11 protein-coding genes are annotated in these 15,084 nt (G+C 67.1%); 6 read left to right on the top strand and 5 right to left on the bottom strand.

All coding sequences use genetic code 11. From position 1 onward, the window contains the following. Window positions 1-128: 128 nt before the first annotated feature. The 4 genes from tuf to rpsL form a co-directional block, all read right to left on the bottom strand. A complete protein-coding gene (gene tuf, locus ACGFX9_RS19580; protein ID WP_351170407.1) occupies window positions 129-1,322 on the bottom strand; it encodes an elongation factor Tu in 1,194 nt (397 codons plus the stop codon). 142 nt (window positions 1,323-1,464) lie between these two features. Then, the gene (gene fusA, locus ACGFX9_RS19575) at window positions 1,465-3,591 is read right to left on the bottom strand and encodes an elongation factor G (RefSeq protein WP_393473106.1); all 2,127 of its coding nucleotides are present in this window, start codon (window positions 3,589-3,591) and stop codon (window positions 1,465-1,467) included. Window positions 3,592-3,630: 39 nt separating this feature from the next. After that, entirely contained in the window at window positions 3,631-4,101 is a 471-nt protein-coding gene (gene rpsG, locus ACGFX9_RS19570) for a 30S ribosomal protein S7 (RefSeq protein ID WP_055553483.1), read from the bottom strand. A 2-nt stretch (window positions 4,102-4,103) separates the two neighbouring features. Next, window positions 4,104-4,475 carry a 30S ribosomal protein S12 gene (gene rpsL / locus ACGFX9_RS19565; protein ID WP_003948652.1) on the bottom strand — a complete coding sequence of 124 codons (372 nt, stop codon included), beginning with the start codon at window positions 4,473-4,475 and terminating at the stop codon, window positions 4,104-4,106. Window positions 4,476-4,863: 388 nt separating this feature from the next. On the opposite strand from rpsL, the gene ACGFX9_RS19560 reads away from it, so the two are divergent. The 6 genes from ACGFX9_RS19560 (at window position 4,864) to ACGFX9_RS19535 (ending at window position 11,080) form a co-directional block, all read left to right on the top strand. Beyond that, window positions 4,864-5,583, top strand: a complete 720-nt coding sequence (locus tag ACGFX9_RS19560) for a Crp/Fnr family transcriptional regulator (protein WP_393473103.1) — start codon at window positions 4,864-4,866, stop codon at window positions 5,581-5,583. 125 nt (window positions 5,584-5,708) lie between these two features. Then, window positions 5,709-6,437 carry a hypothetical protein gene (locus tag ACGFX9_RS19555; protein ID WP_393473100.1) on the top strand — a complete coding sequence of 243 codons (729 nt, stop codon included), beginning with the start codon at window positions 5,709-5,711 and terminating at the stop codon, window positions 6,435-6,437. Next, entirely contained in the window at window positions 6,434-8,536 is a 2,103-nt protein-coding gene (locus tag ACGFX9_RS19550; protein ID WP_393473097.1) for a hypothetical protein, read from the top strand. The genes ACGFX9_RS19555 and ACGFX9_RS19550 overlap by 4 nt, the downstream gene beginning before the upstream one ends. Window positions 8,537-8,558: 22 nt before the next feature. Further along, window positions 8,559-9,578, top strand: a complete 1,020-nt coding sequence (locus ACGFX9_RS19545; protein WP_393473094.1) for a hypothetical protein — start codon at window positions 8,559-8,561, stop codon at window positions 9,576-9,578. Then, complete coding sequence (locus tag ACGFX9_RS19540; RefSeq protein ID WP_393473091.1) at window positions 9,575-10,081, top strand: Pycsar system effector family protein; 507 nt, start codon at window positions 9,575-9,577, stop codon at window positions 10,079-10,081. The genes ACGFX9_RS19545 and ACGFX9_RS19540 overlap by 4 nt, the downstream gene beginning before the upstream one ends. Window positions 10,082-10,102: 21 nt before the next feature. After that, window positions 10,103-11,080, top strand: a complete 978-nt coding sequence (locus ACGFX9_RS19535) for a M48 family metalloprotease (protein WP_393473088.1) — start codon at window positions 10,103-10,105, stop codon at window positions 11,078-11,080. A gap of 73 nt (window positions 11,081-11,153) precedes the next feature. Here ACGFX9_RS19535 and ACGFX9_RS19530 read toward each other — a convergent pair whose 3' ends face one another. Next, a complete protein-coding gene (locus tag ACGFX9_RS19530; RefSeq protein ID WP_393473085.1) occupies window positions 11,154-15,068 on the bottom strand; it encodes a DNA-directed RNA polymerase subunit beta' in 3,915 nt (1,304 codons plus the stop codon). Window positions 15,069-15,084 lie beyond the last annotated feature (16 nt).

Below are 15,084 nucleotides of genomic sequence, written 5' to 3'. Positions count from 1 at the left end.
CCCACACACAAAAGGGCCCGTACGACCGAAGTCGTACGGGCCCTTCCGTTACTGCGTGTACTGCCTGTACTGCGATGCGCTCAGTTCAGAGCAACCGGGTTACCCCGATCCGCAAGCAAGCGAGAAGCTTACTTGTTGATCTTGGTGACCTGGCCGGCGCCGACGGTCCGGCCACCCTCACGGATGGCGAACTTCAGGCCCTCTTCCATCGCGACGGGCTGGATGAGCTCAACGGTCATCTCAGTGTTGTCGCCCGGCATGACCATCTCGGTGCCCTCGGGGAGGGTCACGACGCCGGTCACGTCCGTGGTGCGGAAGTAGAACTGCGGGCGGTAGTTGTTGAAGAAGGGGGTGTGACGGCCACCCTCGTCCTTCGACAGGATGTAGGCCTGGGCCTCGAACTCGGTGTGCGGCGTGACCGAACCGGGCTTGATGATGACCTGGCCGCGCTCGACATCCTCGCGCTTGATGCCACGGAGGAGCAGACCGACGTTCTCACCGGCCTGGCCCTCGTCGAGCAGCTTGCGGAACATCTCGATACCGGTGACCGTGGTGGTGGTCTTCTCGGTCTTGATGCCGATGATGTCGACGGTCTCGTTGACCTTGAGGATGCCACGCTCGATACGACCGGTGACGACGGTGCCACGACCGGTGATCGTGAAGACGTCCTCGATCGGCATCAGGAACGGCTTGTCGACGTCACGCTCGGGCTCCGGGATGGACTCGTCGACAGCCTTCATCAGGTTGAGGACGGACTCACCCCACTCCTTGTCGCCCTCGAGCGCCTTGAGCGCCGAGACCTTGACGACCGGAAGGTCGTCGCCCGGGAACTCGTACTCGGAGAGGAGCTCACGGACCTCGAGCTCGACGAGCTCCAGGATCTCCTCGTCGTCCACCATGTCGGCCTTGTTCAGGGCGACGACGATGTACGGAACGCCGACCTGGCGGGCCAGGAGCACGTGCTCCTTGGTCTGCGGCATCGGGCCGTCGGTGGCGGCGACCACGAGGATGGCGCCGTCCATCTGCGCGGCACCCGTGATCATGTTCTTGATGTAGTCGGCGTGACCGGGGCAGTCGACGTGCGCGTAGTGACGCGTCTCCGTCTGGTACTCGACGTGCGCGATCGAGATCGTGATACCGCGCTGGCGCTCCTCGGGAGCCTTGTCGATCTGGTCGAAGGCCGAGGCCTCGTTCAGGTCCGGGTACGCGTCGTGCAGCACCTTGGTAATGGCGGCCGTGAGGGTCGTCTTACCGTGGTCGATGTGACCGATGGTGCCGATGTTGACGTGCGGCTTAGTCCGCTCGAACTTTGCCTTCGCCACTGGGTCCTCCTGCGGAGTGGTTCTGGTACGCCTTACTCATCGGCGCCAGGTGATCTTTGCTGGGAAGCCGTCCGCCGGGGTTTCGCCCTTCCGGGAAAACCCCGGCGTTCGGTGTCAAGCCTAAAGCGTGGGACGCGGTGCGTTACTCGCCCTTGGCCTTCGCGATGATCTCCTCGGCGACGTTCCGCGGAACCTCGGCGTAGGAGTCGAACTGCATCGAGTAGCTTGCGCGACCCGAGGTCTTGCTGCGGAGGTCTCCGACGTAGCCGAACATCTCCGAGAGGGGCACGAGGCCCTTCACGACACGGGCGCCACTGCGCTCCTCCATGGCCTGGATCTGGCCACGGCGGGAGTTGATGTCGCCGATGACGTCGCCCATGTAGTCCTCGGGCGTGGTGACCTCAACGGCCATCATCGGCTCGAGCAGCACGGGGCTGGCCTTGCGCGCGGCCTCCTTGAACGCCTGCGAACCGGCGATCTTGAAGGCGAGCTCGGAGGAGTCGACCTCGTGGTAGCCACCGTCGAGAAGGGTGACGCGGACGCCAGTCATCTCGTAGCCCGCCAGGATGCCGAACTGCATGGCCTCCTGCGCACCCGCGTCCACCGACGGGATGTACTCCCGGGGGATGCGGCCACCGGTGACCTTGTTCACGAACTCGTACGAGGACTCGCCGCCCTCGATGGGCTCGATCGCGATCTGCACCTTGGCGAACTGACCGGTACCACCGGTCTGCTTCTTGTGCGTGTAGTCGTGACGCTCGACGGTCTTGCGGATCGTCTCGCGGTACGCGACCTGCGGCTTGCCGACGTTCGCCTCGACGCGGAATTCGCGCTTCATGCGGTCGACGAGCACCTCGAGGTGAAGCTCGCCCATACCACCGATGATGGTCTGGCCGGTCTCCTCGTCCGAGTGAACGCGGAAGGAGGGGTCCTCCTCCGAGAGACGCTGGATGGCTACACCCAGCTTCTCCTGGTCACCCTTGGACTTGGGCTCGATGGCGACCTCGATGACCGGCGCCGGGAAGTCCATGGACTCCAGGATGACCGGCTTCTTGTCGTCACTCAGCGTCTCACCGGTGGTGGTCTGCTTCAGGCCCATGACGGCGACGATGTCACCGGCGCCCACCGACTCGATCTCCTCACGCTTGTTCGCGTGCATCCGGTAGATCTTGCCGATGCGCTCCTTCTTGCCCTTGACCGAGTTCAGCACCGCGGTGCCGGCCTCGAGGCGACCGGAGTAGATCCGGACGAAGGTGAGCTTGCCGAGGTGCGGGTCGCTCGCAATCTTGAACGCGAGAGCCGAAAGCGGCTCGTCGTCCGAAGGCTTGCGCTTGACGACGACCTCGGGGTCCTTGACGTCGTGGCCTTCGATGGCCTCGACGTCCAGGGGCGACGGGAGGTAACGCACGACCGCGTCGAGCAGGGGCTGGACGCCCTTGTTCTTGAACGCGGTGCCGCAGAACACGGGGGTGACAGTGGTGTCGCCGCCCTTGCCGGAGGCGATGGTGACGCGGCGAATGGCCTCGTACAGCTGCTCCTCGGTGGGCTCCTGGCCCTCGAGGTACAGCTCCATCATCTGCTCGTCGTTCTCGGCGACAGCCTCAAGGAGCTTGCCGCGCCACTCTTCAGCGGCCTCGGCGTGCGTCGCCGGGATGTCGACGATGTCGTACGCCTCGCCCATCTTGGTCTCTGCGGACCAGACGAAGGCCTTCATCGTGACGAGGTCGACGACACCCTTGAAGTCAGCCTCTGCGCCGATGGGCAGCTGCATGACGATCGGGGTCGCACCGAGGCGGTCGATGATCATGTCGACGCAGCGGTGGAACTCGGCACCCGTGCGGTCGAGCTTGTTGACGAAGCAGATGCGCGGGACGCCGTAGCGGTCCGCCTGACGCCAGACAGTCTCGGACTGGGGCTCGACACCGGCAACGCCGTCGAACACCGTCACGGCACCGTCGAGCACACGGAGCGAACGCTCTACCTCGACGGTGAAGTCGACGTGGCCCGGGGTGTCGATGATGTTGATGGTGTGGTCGACGTCGTTCAGCGGCCAGTGACAGGTGGTGGCAGCAGAGGTGATCGTGATGCCACGCTCCTGCTCCTGCTCCATCCAGTCCATCGTCGCGGCGCCGTCGTGGACCTCACCGATCTTGTACGAGACACCGGTGTAGAACAGGATCCGCTCGGTGGTCGTCGTCTTGCCCGCGTCGATGTGAGCCATGATGCCGATGTTGCGCACCTTGGCCAGGTCAAGTGAAGTGGTAGCCATATCGGCTCAGTCTTCTCTCGGTCTCGATGTGGGTAGCGACTACCAGCGGTAGTGCGCGAAGGCCTTGTTGGACTCGGCCATCTTGTGGGTGTCCTCGCGCTTCTTCACAGCGGCACCAAGGCCGTTGGAGGCGTCGAGGAGCTCGTTGAGCAGACGCTCGGTCATGGTCTTCTCGCGACGGGCGCGGGAGTAACCGACGAGCCAGCGCAGGGCGAGCGTGTTGGCTCGGCCCGGCTTGACCTCGATCGGGACCTGGTAGGTCGCGCCACCGACACGGCGGGACTTGACCTCGAGGGTCGGCTTGATGTTCTCGAGCGCGCGCTTGAGGGTGATGACCGGGTCGTTGCCGGTCTTCTCCTTCAGGCCCTCCATGGCGCCGTACACGATGCGCTCGGCGGTGGAGCGCTTGCCGTTGAGCAGCACCTTGTTGATGAGGGAGGTCACCAGAGGAGAACCATAGACCGGGTCGATGATGACCGGGCGCTTCGGGGCGGGGCCCTTACGAGGCATTCTTACTTCTCCTTCTTGGCGCCGTAGCGGCTGCGGGCCTGCTTGCGGTTCTTGACGCCCTGGGTGTCAAGGGAGCCGCGGATGATCTTGTAGCGAACACCCGGCAGGTCCTTCACACGGCCACCACGCACGAGCACGATGGAGTGCTCCTGCAGGTTGTGTCCCTCACCCGGAATGTAAGCGGTGACTTCGATCCCGCTGGTCAGACGCACACGCGCGACCTTACGCAGGGCCGAGTTCGGCTTCTTCGGGGTGGTCGTGAACACACGCGTGCAGACGCCGCGGCGCTGGGGCGATCCCTCGAGCGCGGGCGTCTTGTTCTTCTCGACCTTGTCCTGCCGGCCCTTCCGGACCAGCTGCTGGATCGTAGGCACTACTTCTCCGGTTTCTGTGTGCCGAATGGTAAAGCTAACCTGGAACATTCACCGACCCACGCGGTCGGGTGTGTCGAATCCTGCAGACTCCCGCCGCAAGGCGAAGAGAGGCGCAGATTTACGGTGGCCGTTCTCGGACTCACGATGCGGTTGAGGACACGCGCGCGAGCCCAGGCACACCCCAGGCACAAGGTCTGAGCGTACCTACCTCATCGGGTTCGGTCAAAACAAATGCGGTGGGGGGCGACACGCCGGGCTTTTCGGCTCCCATGTGACCGGTCTCGGCCAGAGGGGCCGATTGCCGCCCGTTCCCCGAACGGCCGCCTCAAGTACGTTGACTGGTTGCGAGATCAATGGCATCGGCGCACGTGAACACGGGGGCAGCGGGATGGCCGGGGGGCAGGCGCACGTAGGGGAAGATGACGGCTTAGACGATCGGGTGCCCTTCCTCGCACGTCTGGAGAGAGACGACCGGACCGCGCTGCTCGCGATCGGCCGCCCCCTGCGCTATCCCGCACGCGGCGTCATCATGCGCCAGGACGAGCCCTCCACCCACGTACTGCTGCTCCTCCAGGGCTGGACCAAGGTCACGGCGACCGCGGTCAACGGCTACGAGGCCCTCCTCGCCCTGCGTGGCCCCGGCGACATCGTCGGCGAGGGTGCCGCACTCAGCGGCCGTGGCCGCTCGGCGACCGTGACCGCGCTGGAGCAGGTCGAGGCGGTGGCCATCGAGCAGGGCCGCTTCACGCGGTTCCTCACCGACAGCCCTCAGGTGGCGCTCAAGCTCCTCGGCCTGGCCACCGACCGGCAGCGCTCGACCGACCGCCGCCGTCTCGAGTGGGCGGCGCTCTCGGTGCGCGAGCGCCTTGCGGTGCTGCTGCTCGACCTCGTACGCACGCATGGCACGCGGACCCCGGAGGGCATCGAGCTCACCGTCCCTCTCAGCCAGCAGGAGTTCGCCGGTTCGGTCGGGGCCTCGCGCGAGGCGGTCGCCCGGCTCCTGAAGGAGTTGCGTGACCGGCAGGTCGTCGTCACGAGCCGTCGCCGCATCGTCGTCGTCCGCCCCGACATCCTGCGCCGCATCGTCGGCAGCAGTAGCACTCCGTAAAAGATCCGTAGCCGACGGTCACTCTGTGCATGTGGTCACAGTTCGTACGCGTCAACGTCCCTCTGCCGTCTCGCCCCGGCCCGCCATCGTGCTGGTCAACGGAACCGAATCGGTGAGAGGCAGACATGACCGAGCCCGTGAACCGCACGATCCTGCTCTTCGACATCGAACAGTTCGGCAAGCGCGACGACGTGGAGCAGGCCTTCCTGCGACGCCTTCTGTACGACGTCGCCGACCAGACCCTCGCGGCGGCGGGCGTCAGTGAGACCGTCCGGCTGCGCGCGGACCGTGGCGACTCCGTCATGGAACTCATCGAAGCCCAGGTCCCGGTACCCGCGGTACTGAAGACCCTGCTGACCGATACCCCCGCGCTGCTGCACAACAAGAACCGGCTGATCTCGAACAGTGCCCAGATGCGCCTGCGCATCGTGCTGTCCACCGGCTACGTCGCCGTGGACGAGCTCAACGGCTGGGTCGGCTCGGACCTCAATCACGCCTGTCGGCTGCTGGACGCGGCCCCCCTGCGGGATGCGCTGCGGGGGCGGCAGGACCACAGCGTGCTGTGCGTGTCCGACGGCGTGTACCAGGGGGTGGTGCGGCACGGCCCTCTGGGCGTGCGGCCCGAGGAGTTTCATCGGATCACGGTCGAGGCGAAAGAGGGGCCGACGGTCGCCTGGCTGCACGGCGACGCCGTTACCGCCGCGACAACCCCCTCGTACGAAGACACGACCCCGAAGGGGGTCTCCCCGGGAGTGCAGCACAACACCACCCACATCGGGCGCGACCAGTACGGCGGCAACAGCCACGTACAGGGCGACGTCCACTATCGCTTCGGCCGAGGGGACGGCCGATGAGCCAGGACGAGGCAGAAGGCACGGCCACGGCGGACTCGACCACCGAGGGCAACGACCAGAAGAATGATCCGAAACAGGAAGAGACGCCCGACGCACAAGAACAGCGCCAGAAGGCCTGGGCCGCCCGGCGAGACCTGATCGAGCATGCCCCGTCCTTCGTCTCCAGCCTGGTCGAACGGGACCAGTACGGAGTCAGCGGCGGCTATGTGCAAGGCAACGTGATCTATCAGTTCGGGGGCTCCGCCGACGCCACAAGCGGCCCTGCGTCCGGGCCCATCCCCCGGGCCGAGATCGAGGCGCTCTCGGCGGTCTTCCAGAGCTGCCCCAGCTTTGACGAGGCGCTCGGCCGGCTACGGACCGAACGCGTCGTGGTCCTCTCCGGGGGACACGCGACGGGCCGCCGCTCCGCCGCGATGATGCTGCTGCTCCGACTGGGCGTCGAGCGGATGCGCGACCTCGAACCCGGCACCTCCCCCGCGGCGCTGCGCGAGCACCTGGAAGGCGCCGCCGGATACGTCCTGTGCAACCTGGCGACCAGCCGGAGCCGCCCCCTGCGGGAGCTCCATCTGCGCAGCATGCGCGAGCAGTTGGAGCGCGCCGACGGACATCTGGTGATCACGATCGAGCCGTCGGCGGCGCTCGGCGACGTACCGTCCGTGCGCTGGGAACCTCCGCCGGTGGAGGACATGCTGCGCTCCCACGTCACCCAGTCCGTCGGAGCGACCGCGTGGCTGGCCCTGCGCCGGCTGCCGCCCGTACAAGAGTTCCTCGACCGGGAGCACCGGCCCGACGAGATCGCCCGGTTCGCGCGGCGCCTTTCCGCCCTGCACCACGGCGAGACCAGTGAGCAGGAGCTCGCTGCCCACGGGAGGGCCGACATCGCAGCCCAGGTCACCGAGTGGCTCACCGGCGAACAGCCCCCGCTGCGCGACAAGGCGTTCCTCATCTCGCTCGCCGTCTTCGACGGAGCCTCGTACGCGGTGACCGCCGAGCTCGGCGACCGCCTCTTCGCGCTGCTGCAGAAGACCGAGGACCCCCACGAGCCACCCCGCATCCCCGTTTTCGGCAGCACACGGGCCGACCGCCTCCAACTGGCACGCGCACAGGGTCACATGGGCACGGAGGTGACCGAGTGGGGCGCGGTCGCGCAGTTCGTCGCGGGCTTCCAGAACCGGGACATCCCACGGGCCCTGCTCCACGAAGTGTGGAACCTCCACCCCTCCGCGCGCCCCGCCCTTGTCGCCTGGATCGAGCAGCTCGCCGGTGACGGCCGCCCCCTCGTGCGTACCCGCGCCGCCGCGGCCGCCGCACTGCTGGCAGCCGCGGACCTCCCGTCCGCGTTGGCACTGCTCATCGAGCCCTGGGCCGATGCCAACAGCTTCGGCGCATGGCTGAACGCAGCGAACGCCCTCACCCTGGCCGTACTCCTGAAAGTGCCCACGGTGCCCCAGATCCTGCACAGCTGGTGCACGGGCGAGAACGAGAGCCGCCGCTGGACGGCCATTCGCGCGTACGGCCTGCTTGGCCCTGTGCTCCACGAGGAGGCCCTCCAGGCCCTGCTCGACGTCGCAGGCCAGCAGCAGTGGGACGACACGGAAGAGGAGGGCGAGCAGGAGGAGGCGCTGCAGCTCGTGGACGCCCTGGAGCTGCTGCTCCTGGCCGTGGAGGGGCCGGTCCTCGCCCGCCTCGCCGAGTACGTCCGCGACGACCACGCGGTCCGGGATCACGCACTGCTCGCGTTTCTCCACGCCTGCGAGCAGCCGGAAGAGGACGGCGACCGGCCGCTGGTCCTCGGCTGGTACGCCCGCGCCACCGTGCAGGACGCCACCGAGGAAGCCCGGCATCTGGCCACCTTCTGGCATACCGCGCTCAACGACCGCGCCCACACCTCGGGGGCACTGGGCGTGCTGCGCGACTGGGTGCGCATCGCCGACCGGGACCCGGCAACCGAGGCGGCGCTCACCGCACTGCTCCCCGCCATCGCCACCACACCCACCGACCGACAGCGCATCGGCCATCTGCTGCGTACGGTGCGCGCCGCCGACGGTGGGATACCGCAGGCGAGCCGACGGCTCCAGTCGGCGGTCTCCGCGCCCTGACCTCTCACCAAGGAGTCCGATCATGGAAGACATCCACGTGCGGCCCGACGAGCCCGACTGGCTGGAACAGCGACCCGAACCCACCGTGAAGTACTCGCAGTTGACCGACCCGGTGCTCACCGTGTGGCAGCTGCCACGACTGAGCCTCGGCGGGCGCCGCTTCACCGGCCGCATCGACCACACCCTGGTCTTCGTGACACGCAAAGGGGCGTACGAGACGTTCCCCCCGCCCGCCCGGCCCACCTCTGTCCGTCGGTACGTCGCGCTGTACGAGGTGAACACGGACCCGCATTCCTTCTCGGCGCGTGTCCGCCTGCCCAGCACGGTGGACAGCTTCGAGTTCGAGGCCACCGCGGACATCACCTGGCGCGTCGCTGTTCCGGAGCGCTTCGTGATCAGCCAGGAGCGCGATGTACCCGCACTCCTCACCCGCGAGCTCCTGCCGCTGATGCGTGAGGCAGGCCGCCGCCACGCCATCGGCGCGAGCGCCGACGCCGAGCGCGCCGTCCAGCAGGCGGTGGACCGGGACCCCCGGGTCGGCGACCGCGAGGGCCTGCGGGTCACCTGCTCCGTACGGTTGCGGCGCGACGCCTCCGAGCGCGCCCATCAGGACCGGCTGCGGGCAGCCCTGCACGAAGGGGAGGCCGCCGTGCCCGAGCACGAGGTGGCGGTGCTGCACGACCGGCACGACCGGCAGCGCATGGCCGAGAAGATCAAGTTCTACGAGGACTGCCTGGCCAAGGACGGCATCGGCGCCCTGGCGCTGCACCTGGCCGAGCACCGCGACGACACCAAACTGGTCCTGGACCATCTCCGCGCCGACCAGGCGGAGCTCGTACAGACCCAGCTCCATCTGATCGACCAGGTCCTCGAGAGCAAGGGCCTGGAGGACTATCAGCTGGAAGAACCCCACCGGCTCATCGCGCGGCGGATGACGGACATCCTGAAGTCGACGGCCGCACCGGAGGGCGAACTCGCTCCTCCCTACCCGGAGTTGCCGCCACAGCCACCGACCGAGAAGCGGCCGGAGCGCCCGACATGACCATCGCGGGCGGTCCCGGGGCCCGGGCGGGCGCACAGTTGCTCGCCGACCTCCGTACCGAAATCGCCCGCGCCGACTCCAAGGCAACCGTGCTGGTCGGAGCGCTCAGCATGTCCGCCGGGCTGCTCGGCGGTCTCCTGGCAAGCCGACACTGGAGCCCCTCGCTGCTCTCGGCCCCCGCGACCGCCCTGTGGTGGGGCGGGGTGGCCTCCCTCGTCACCGCCCTGCTCTCCCTGCTCCTGGCCGTGGTCCCCCGCTACCGGAGAAGCCGCTGGAGCCCGGGTGAACCGCTCACCTACTTCGGCGACGTACAGCGGGCCGCGCAAGCCGGACAGCTCAATGCCGCCCTCACGGAAACCGGGCGCAATCCCGCCGACGGCCTCCTCACCACCCTCACCGAGACCAGCCGCATCGTGGCCCGCAAGCACCTGTGGATACGCACCGGTCTGATCGCCTTCGGCTGCGCCTCACTCCTGCTTCCCGGATCGCTGCTCATCACCTGACACGCCCCCGGAAGGAGCACCATGTCCCCGCCTGACGAACCCGAGATACCCGACCCGGACGACCTCGCCGTCCGCAAGGGACGCGTCCACATCACGGCCCGACAACGCCGCGCGGACGCCCTCACCCTCGGCAGCCTGCTGCTCCACCTTCCTCATGTGGCCATGAGCGCGGCTGTCGTCTTCCTCGTGTCGTACGTCATCGATGCCCTCCTGGGCCTTCCTTGGTGGGCCCCTGTCGGTATCTGGGCCCTGAGCGGAGCGCTCGTCTTCCACCGCCCCAGCGAACGTGTCCTGGCCCGCCACCTCTTCGGCCTCCGATATCCGACGCCGGAGGAAAGCCGACGGTTCGGGCCGGTCTGGCGTGAGGTGACGGCGCGTGCCGGGGTGAACGGTGACGCCTACCAGTTGTGGGTCGAGGACAGCGACGACGTCAACGCCATGGCTGCCGCCGGACACATCGTCGGGGTCACAAGGCACTCGCTGAACGAATTACCGTCCGCCCAGCTCGGCGGCGTACTCGCCCATGAACTCGGCCACCACACAAGGGGACACGCATGGGCCTCCCTGCTCACCTACTGGTACGCGCTGCCGGGACGGCTCACCTGGCGCCTCCTGTTCCGGCTCGCCTCCCTCATCGACCGGCTCTCCGTGGGCGCCGCGGCTGTCGTGGTCGCCCTGGTGGGCTCCGCCGTGATCGCCGTCGCGGTCGCTACGTACGGCCTGGTCTTCCTGCCTCTGGTCACGCCGTACCTGGTGGCAGCGGTGTCCCGCCGATCGGAACTCCGCGCCGACCAGCACGCCGCCGCTCTCGGCTTCGCTCCCCAGCTCATGGCGGTGCTGCGCAAAGAACAAGCGGGCGAGGAAGCCGAGCGGGCCACGGCGGCGACTCTGGGTTCGCCGCTCCAGGAACCTGGCCTGATCGCCCGGCTGCTCTCCTCGCACCCCGATCTGCACACCCGGCTGCACCATCTCCAGGAAGGCCTCGGCAGCGGGCGATGAAACGCCGAAGGGCGGCCACCCCCAAAGGGATGACCGCCCATCAGTTCAACTCAAGCCAACTGGCTCGCAACGCCTACTGGTTGTAAGGCCCGTAGTCGTAGTCCTCCAGCGGAACAGCCTGGCCGGAGCCGGTGCCGAACGGGGAGTAGTCGATGTCGTCGTAGCCGACGGCCGAGTACATCGCGGCCTTGGCCTCTTCGGTCGGCTCGACCCGGATGTTGCGGTAGCGGGAGAGACCCGTACCGGCCGGGATGAGCTTACCGATGATGACGTTCTCCTTGAGTCCGATCAGGGAGTCGGACTTGGCGTTGATCGCCGCGTCCGTCAGGACCCTGGTCGTCTCCTGGAAGGACGCCGCGGACAGCCACGACTCCGTCGCAAGCGAGGCCTTGGTGATACCCATCAGCTGCGGACGGCCGGAGGCCGGGTGGCCGCCTTCCGTGACCACACGACGGTTCTCGGTCTCGAACTTCGAGCGCTCGACGAGCTCGCCCGGCAGCAGCTCCGCGTCGCCGGACTCGATGATCGTCACGCGGCGCAGCATCTGCCGGATGATGATCTCGATGTGCTTGTCGTGGATCGACACGCCCTGGCTGTTGTAGACCTTCTGGACTTCGCCGACCAGGTGGACCTGGACCGCGCGCTGACCGAGGATCCGCAGCACGTCGTGCGGGTTGGTGGCACCGAAGGTGAGCTTCTGGCCCACCTCGACGTGGTCACCCTCACGCACGAGGACCTTGGCGCGCTTCGAGATCGGGAAGGGAGTCTCGTCGCTGCCGTCGTCCGGCGTGACGACGATCTTCTTGGTCTTCTCGGTCTCCTCGATACGGATGCGGCCAGCCGCCTCCGAGATCGGGGCGACACCCTTGGGCGTACGAGCCTCGAAGAGCTCGACGACACGGGGCAGACCCTGGGTGATGTCGTCACCGGCCACACCACCGGTGTGGAACGTACGCATCGTCAGCTGCGTGCCGGGCTCACCGATGGACTGGGCGGCGATGATGCCGACCGCCTCACCGATGTCGACCAGCTTGCCGGTGGCGAGCGAACGGCCGTAGCAGAAGGCACAGGTGCCGACCGCGGACTCACAGGTCAGGACCGAGCGGGTCTTGACCTCCTCCACGCCGTTGGCGACCAGGGCGTCGATCAGGACGTCACCGAGGTCGACGTTGGCCGGCGCGATGACCTTGCCATCGATGACGACGTCCTCGGCCAGCATGCGGGCGTACACCGAGGTCTCGACGTTCTCCGTCTTGCGGAGCACACCGTCCTCGCCCTTGACCGCGATCTTGAGCTTCAGACCGCGCTCGGTGCCACAGTCCTCCTCGCGAATGATGACGTCCTGAGAGACGTCGACCAGACGACGGGTGAGGTAACCGGAGTCGGCGGTACGGAGAGCCGTGTCCGCCAGACCCTTACGGGCACCGTGCGTGGAGATGAAGTACTCAAGGACCGAGAGGCCCTCACGGAACGACGCCTTAATGGGACGCGGGATCGTCTCGTTCTTCGCGTTCGACACCAGACCACGCATACCGGCGATCTGACGCATCTGCATCATGTTTCCTCGGGCACCCGAGTCAACCATCATGAAGATGGGGTTCGTCTTGGGGAAGTTCGCGTTCATCGCCTCGGCAACCTCGTTGGTCGCCTTGGTCCAGATCGCGATGAGCTCCTGCGTGCGCTCGTCCTTGGTGATCAGACCGCGCTCGTACTGCTTCTGGACCTTCTCGTCCTGCGCCTCGTAGCCCGCGACGATCGCCTTCTTGGCCTCGGGGACCACGACGTCGGAGATGGCCACGGTGACACCGGAACGGGTCGCCCAGAAGAAGCCCGCCGCCTTCAGGTTGTCGAGCGTCGCCGCCACGATGACCTTGGGGTAGCGCTCGGCCAGGTCGTTGACGATCTCGGAGAGCTGCTTCTTGCCCACCGAGTAGTCGACGAACGGGTAGTCCTCGGGCAGCAGCTCGTTGAAGAGCGCGCGGCCCAGGGTCGTACGCAGCCGGAAGCTGTCGCCCTGCTGGTACGCCCGCTCGCCTCCGAAGTCGTCGCCGTCCTCGCCGACCGGCGGGGTCCAGCCACGCGGCGGGATGGTGCCCACCGGGAAGCGGATGTCGACCTTCGCCTGGAGCGAGAGCTCCTTGGCGTCGAACGCCATGATCGCCTCGGCCGTGGAGCCGAAGGACCGGCCCTCGCCGATGACCTTGCGCTCCTCCTCGTCCGTGGTGAGGAAGAAGAGGCCAAGGACCATGTCCTGGGTCGGCATGGTGACGGGGCGACCGTCGGCCGGCTTCAGGATGTTGTTCGAGGACAGCATCAGGATGCGGGCCTCGGCCTGCGCCTCCGCGGAGAGCGGCAGGTGCACGGCCATCTGGTCACCGTCGAAGTCCGCGTTGAACGCGGTGCAGACGAGCGGGTGGATCTGAATGGCCTTGCCCTCGACCAGCTGCGGCTCGAAGGCCTGGATGCCGAGACGGTGCAGCGTCGGCGCACGGTTCAGGAGAACCGGGTGCTCGGCGATGACCTCTTCCAGGACGTCGTACACGACCGTGCGGCCGCGCTCGACCATGCGCTTGGCCGACTTGATGTTCTGCGCGTGGTTCAGGTCGACCAGGCGCTTCATCACGAACGGCTTGAAGAGCTCCAGTGCCATGGCCTTCGGCAGACCACACTGGTGCAGCTTCAGCTGCGGACCGACGACGATCACGGAACGCGCGGAGTAGTCCACACGCTTACCGAGAAGGTTCTGACGGAAACGACCCTGCTTGCCCTTGAGCATGTCGCTCAGGGACTTCAGCGGGCGGTTACCGGGACCGGTGACCGGGCGACCACGACGACCGTTGTCGAAGAGGGCGTCCACGGCCTCCTGGAGCATGCGCTTCTCGTTGTTCACGATGATCTCGGGAGCACCGAGGTCGAGAAGCCGCTTCAGGCGGTTGTTGCGGTTGATGACGCGGCGGTACAGGTCGTTCAGGTCGGAGGTCGCGAAGCGGCCACCGTCCAGCTGCACCATCGGACGCAGGTCCGGCGGGATGACCGGCACGCAGTCGAGCACCATGCCCTTGGGGCTGTTGCTGGTCTGCAGGAACGCGGAGACGACCTTGAGGCGCTTGAGCGCACGGGTCTTCTTCTGGCCCTTGCCGGTACGGATGATCTCGCGAAGCCGCTCGGCTTCCTCGTTCAGGTCGAACGACTCAAGGCGCTTCTGCAGTGCAGCGGCACCCATCGAACCGTCGAAGTACGTGCCGAAGCGGTCACGCAGCTCGCGGTAGAGCAGCTCGTCACCCTCCAGGTCCTGGACCTTGAGGTTCTTGAAGCGGTTCCACACCTCGTCGAGACGGTCGATCTCGCGCTGCGCACGGTCACGCAGCTGCTTCATCTCCCGCTCGGCACCTTCGCGCACCTTGCGGCGTACGTCGGCCTTGGCGCCCTCGGCCTCAAGCTCGGCCAGGTCGGTCTCGAGCTTCTTGGCGCGGGCTTCGAGGTCGGAGTCGCGACGGTTCTCGACCTGCTGACGCTCCACGGAGACGTGCGCCTCCAGGGAGGGCAGGTCACGCGTGCGGCGCTCCTCGTCCACGAACGTGATCATGTACGCCGCGAAGTAGATGACCTTTTCGAGGTCCTTCGGGGCGAGATCAAGCAGGTAGCCGAGGCGCGACGGGACGCCCTTGAAGTACCAGATGTGCGTGACAGGCGCGGCCAGCTCAATGTGGCCCATCCGCTCACGACGCACCTTGGCGCGAGTGACCTCGACGCCGCAGCGCTCGCAGATGATGCCCTTGAAGCGGACACGCTTGTACTTACCGCAGTAGCACTCCCAGTCCCGGGTCGGACCGAAGATCTTCTCGCAGAAGAGTCCGTCCTTTTCGGGCTTGAGCGTGCGGTAGTTGATGGTCTCCGGCTTCTTGACCTCGCCGTGGGACCACTGTCGGATGTCGTCCGCGGTGGCAAGGCCGATCCGCAGCTCGTCGAAGAAGTTGACGTCGAGCACTTTGTCGTCAATCCCT

It is taken from the genome of Streptomyces sp. NPDC048436 (assembly GCF_043200355.1).
GTDB lineage: Bacteria > Actinomycetota > Actinomycetes > Streptomycetales > Streptomycetaceae > Streptomyces.
Note: the sequence above shows the minus strand (reverse complement) of the source record. Positions and strands in the feature narration are given on the sequence as shown.

Bases quoted from the DNA above. Each gene is read 5' to 3' on its own strand.
- fusA (WP_393473106.1), bottom strand. From the start codon at position 3,591: ATGGCTACCACTTCACTTGACCTGGCCAAGGTGCGCAACATCGGCATC.
- rpsG (WP_055553483.1), bottom strand. From the start codon at position 4,101: ATGCCTCGTAAGGGCCCCGCCCCGAAGCGCCCGGTCATCATCGACCCG.
- ACGFX9_RS19560 (WP_393473103.1), top strand. From the start codon at position 4,864: ATGGCCGGGGGGCAGGCGCACGTAGGGGAAGATGACGGCTTAGACGAT.
- ACGFX9_RS19555 (WP_393473100.1), top strand. From the start codon at position 5,709: ATGACCGAGCCCGTGAACCGCACGATCCTGCTCTTCGACATCGAACAG.
- ACGFX9_RS19550 (WP_393473097.1), top strand. From the start codon at position 6,434: ATGAGCCAGGACGAGGCAGAAGGCACGGCCACGGCGGACTCGACCACC.
- ACGFX9_RS19545 (WP_393473094.1), top strand. From the start codon at position 8,559: ATGGAAGACATCCACGTGCGGCCCGACGAGCCCGACTGGCTGGAACAG.
- ACGFX9_RS19540 (WP_393473091.1), top strand. From the start codon at position 9,575: ATGACCATCGCGGGCGGTCCCGGGGCCCGGGCGGGCGCACAGTTGCTC.
- ACGFX9_RS19535 (WP_393473088.1), top strand. From the start codon at position 10,103: ATGTCCCCGCCTGACGAACCCGAGATACCCGACCCGGACGACCTCGCC.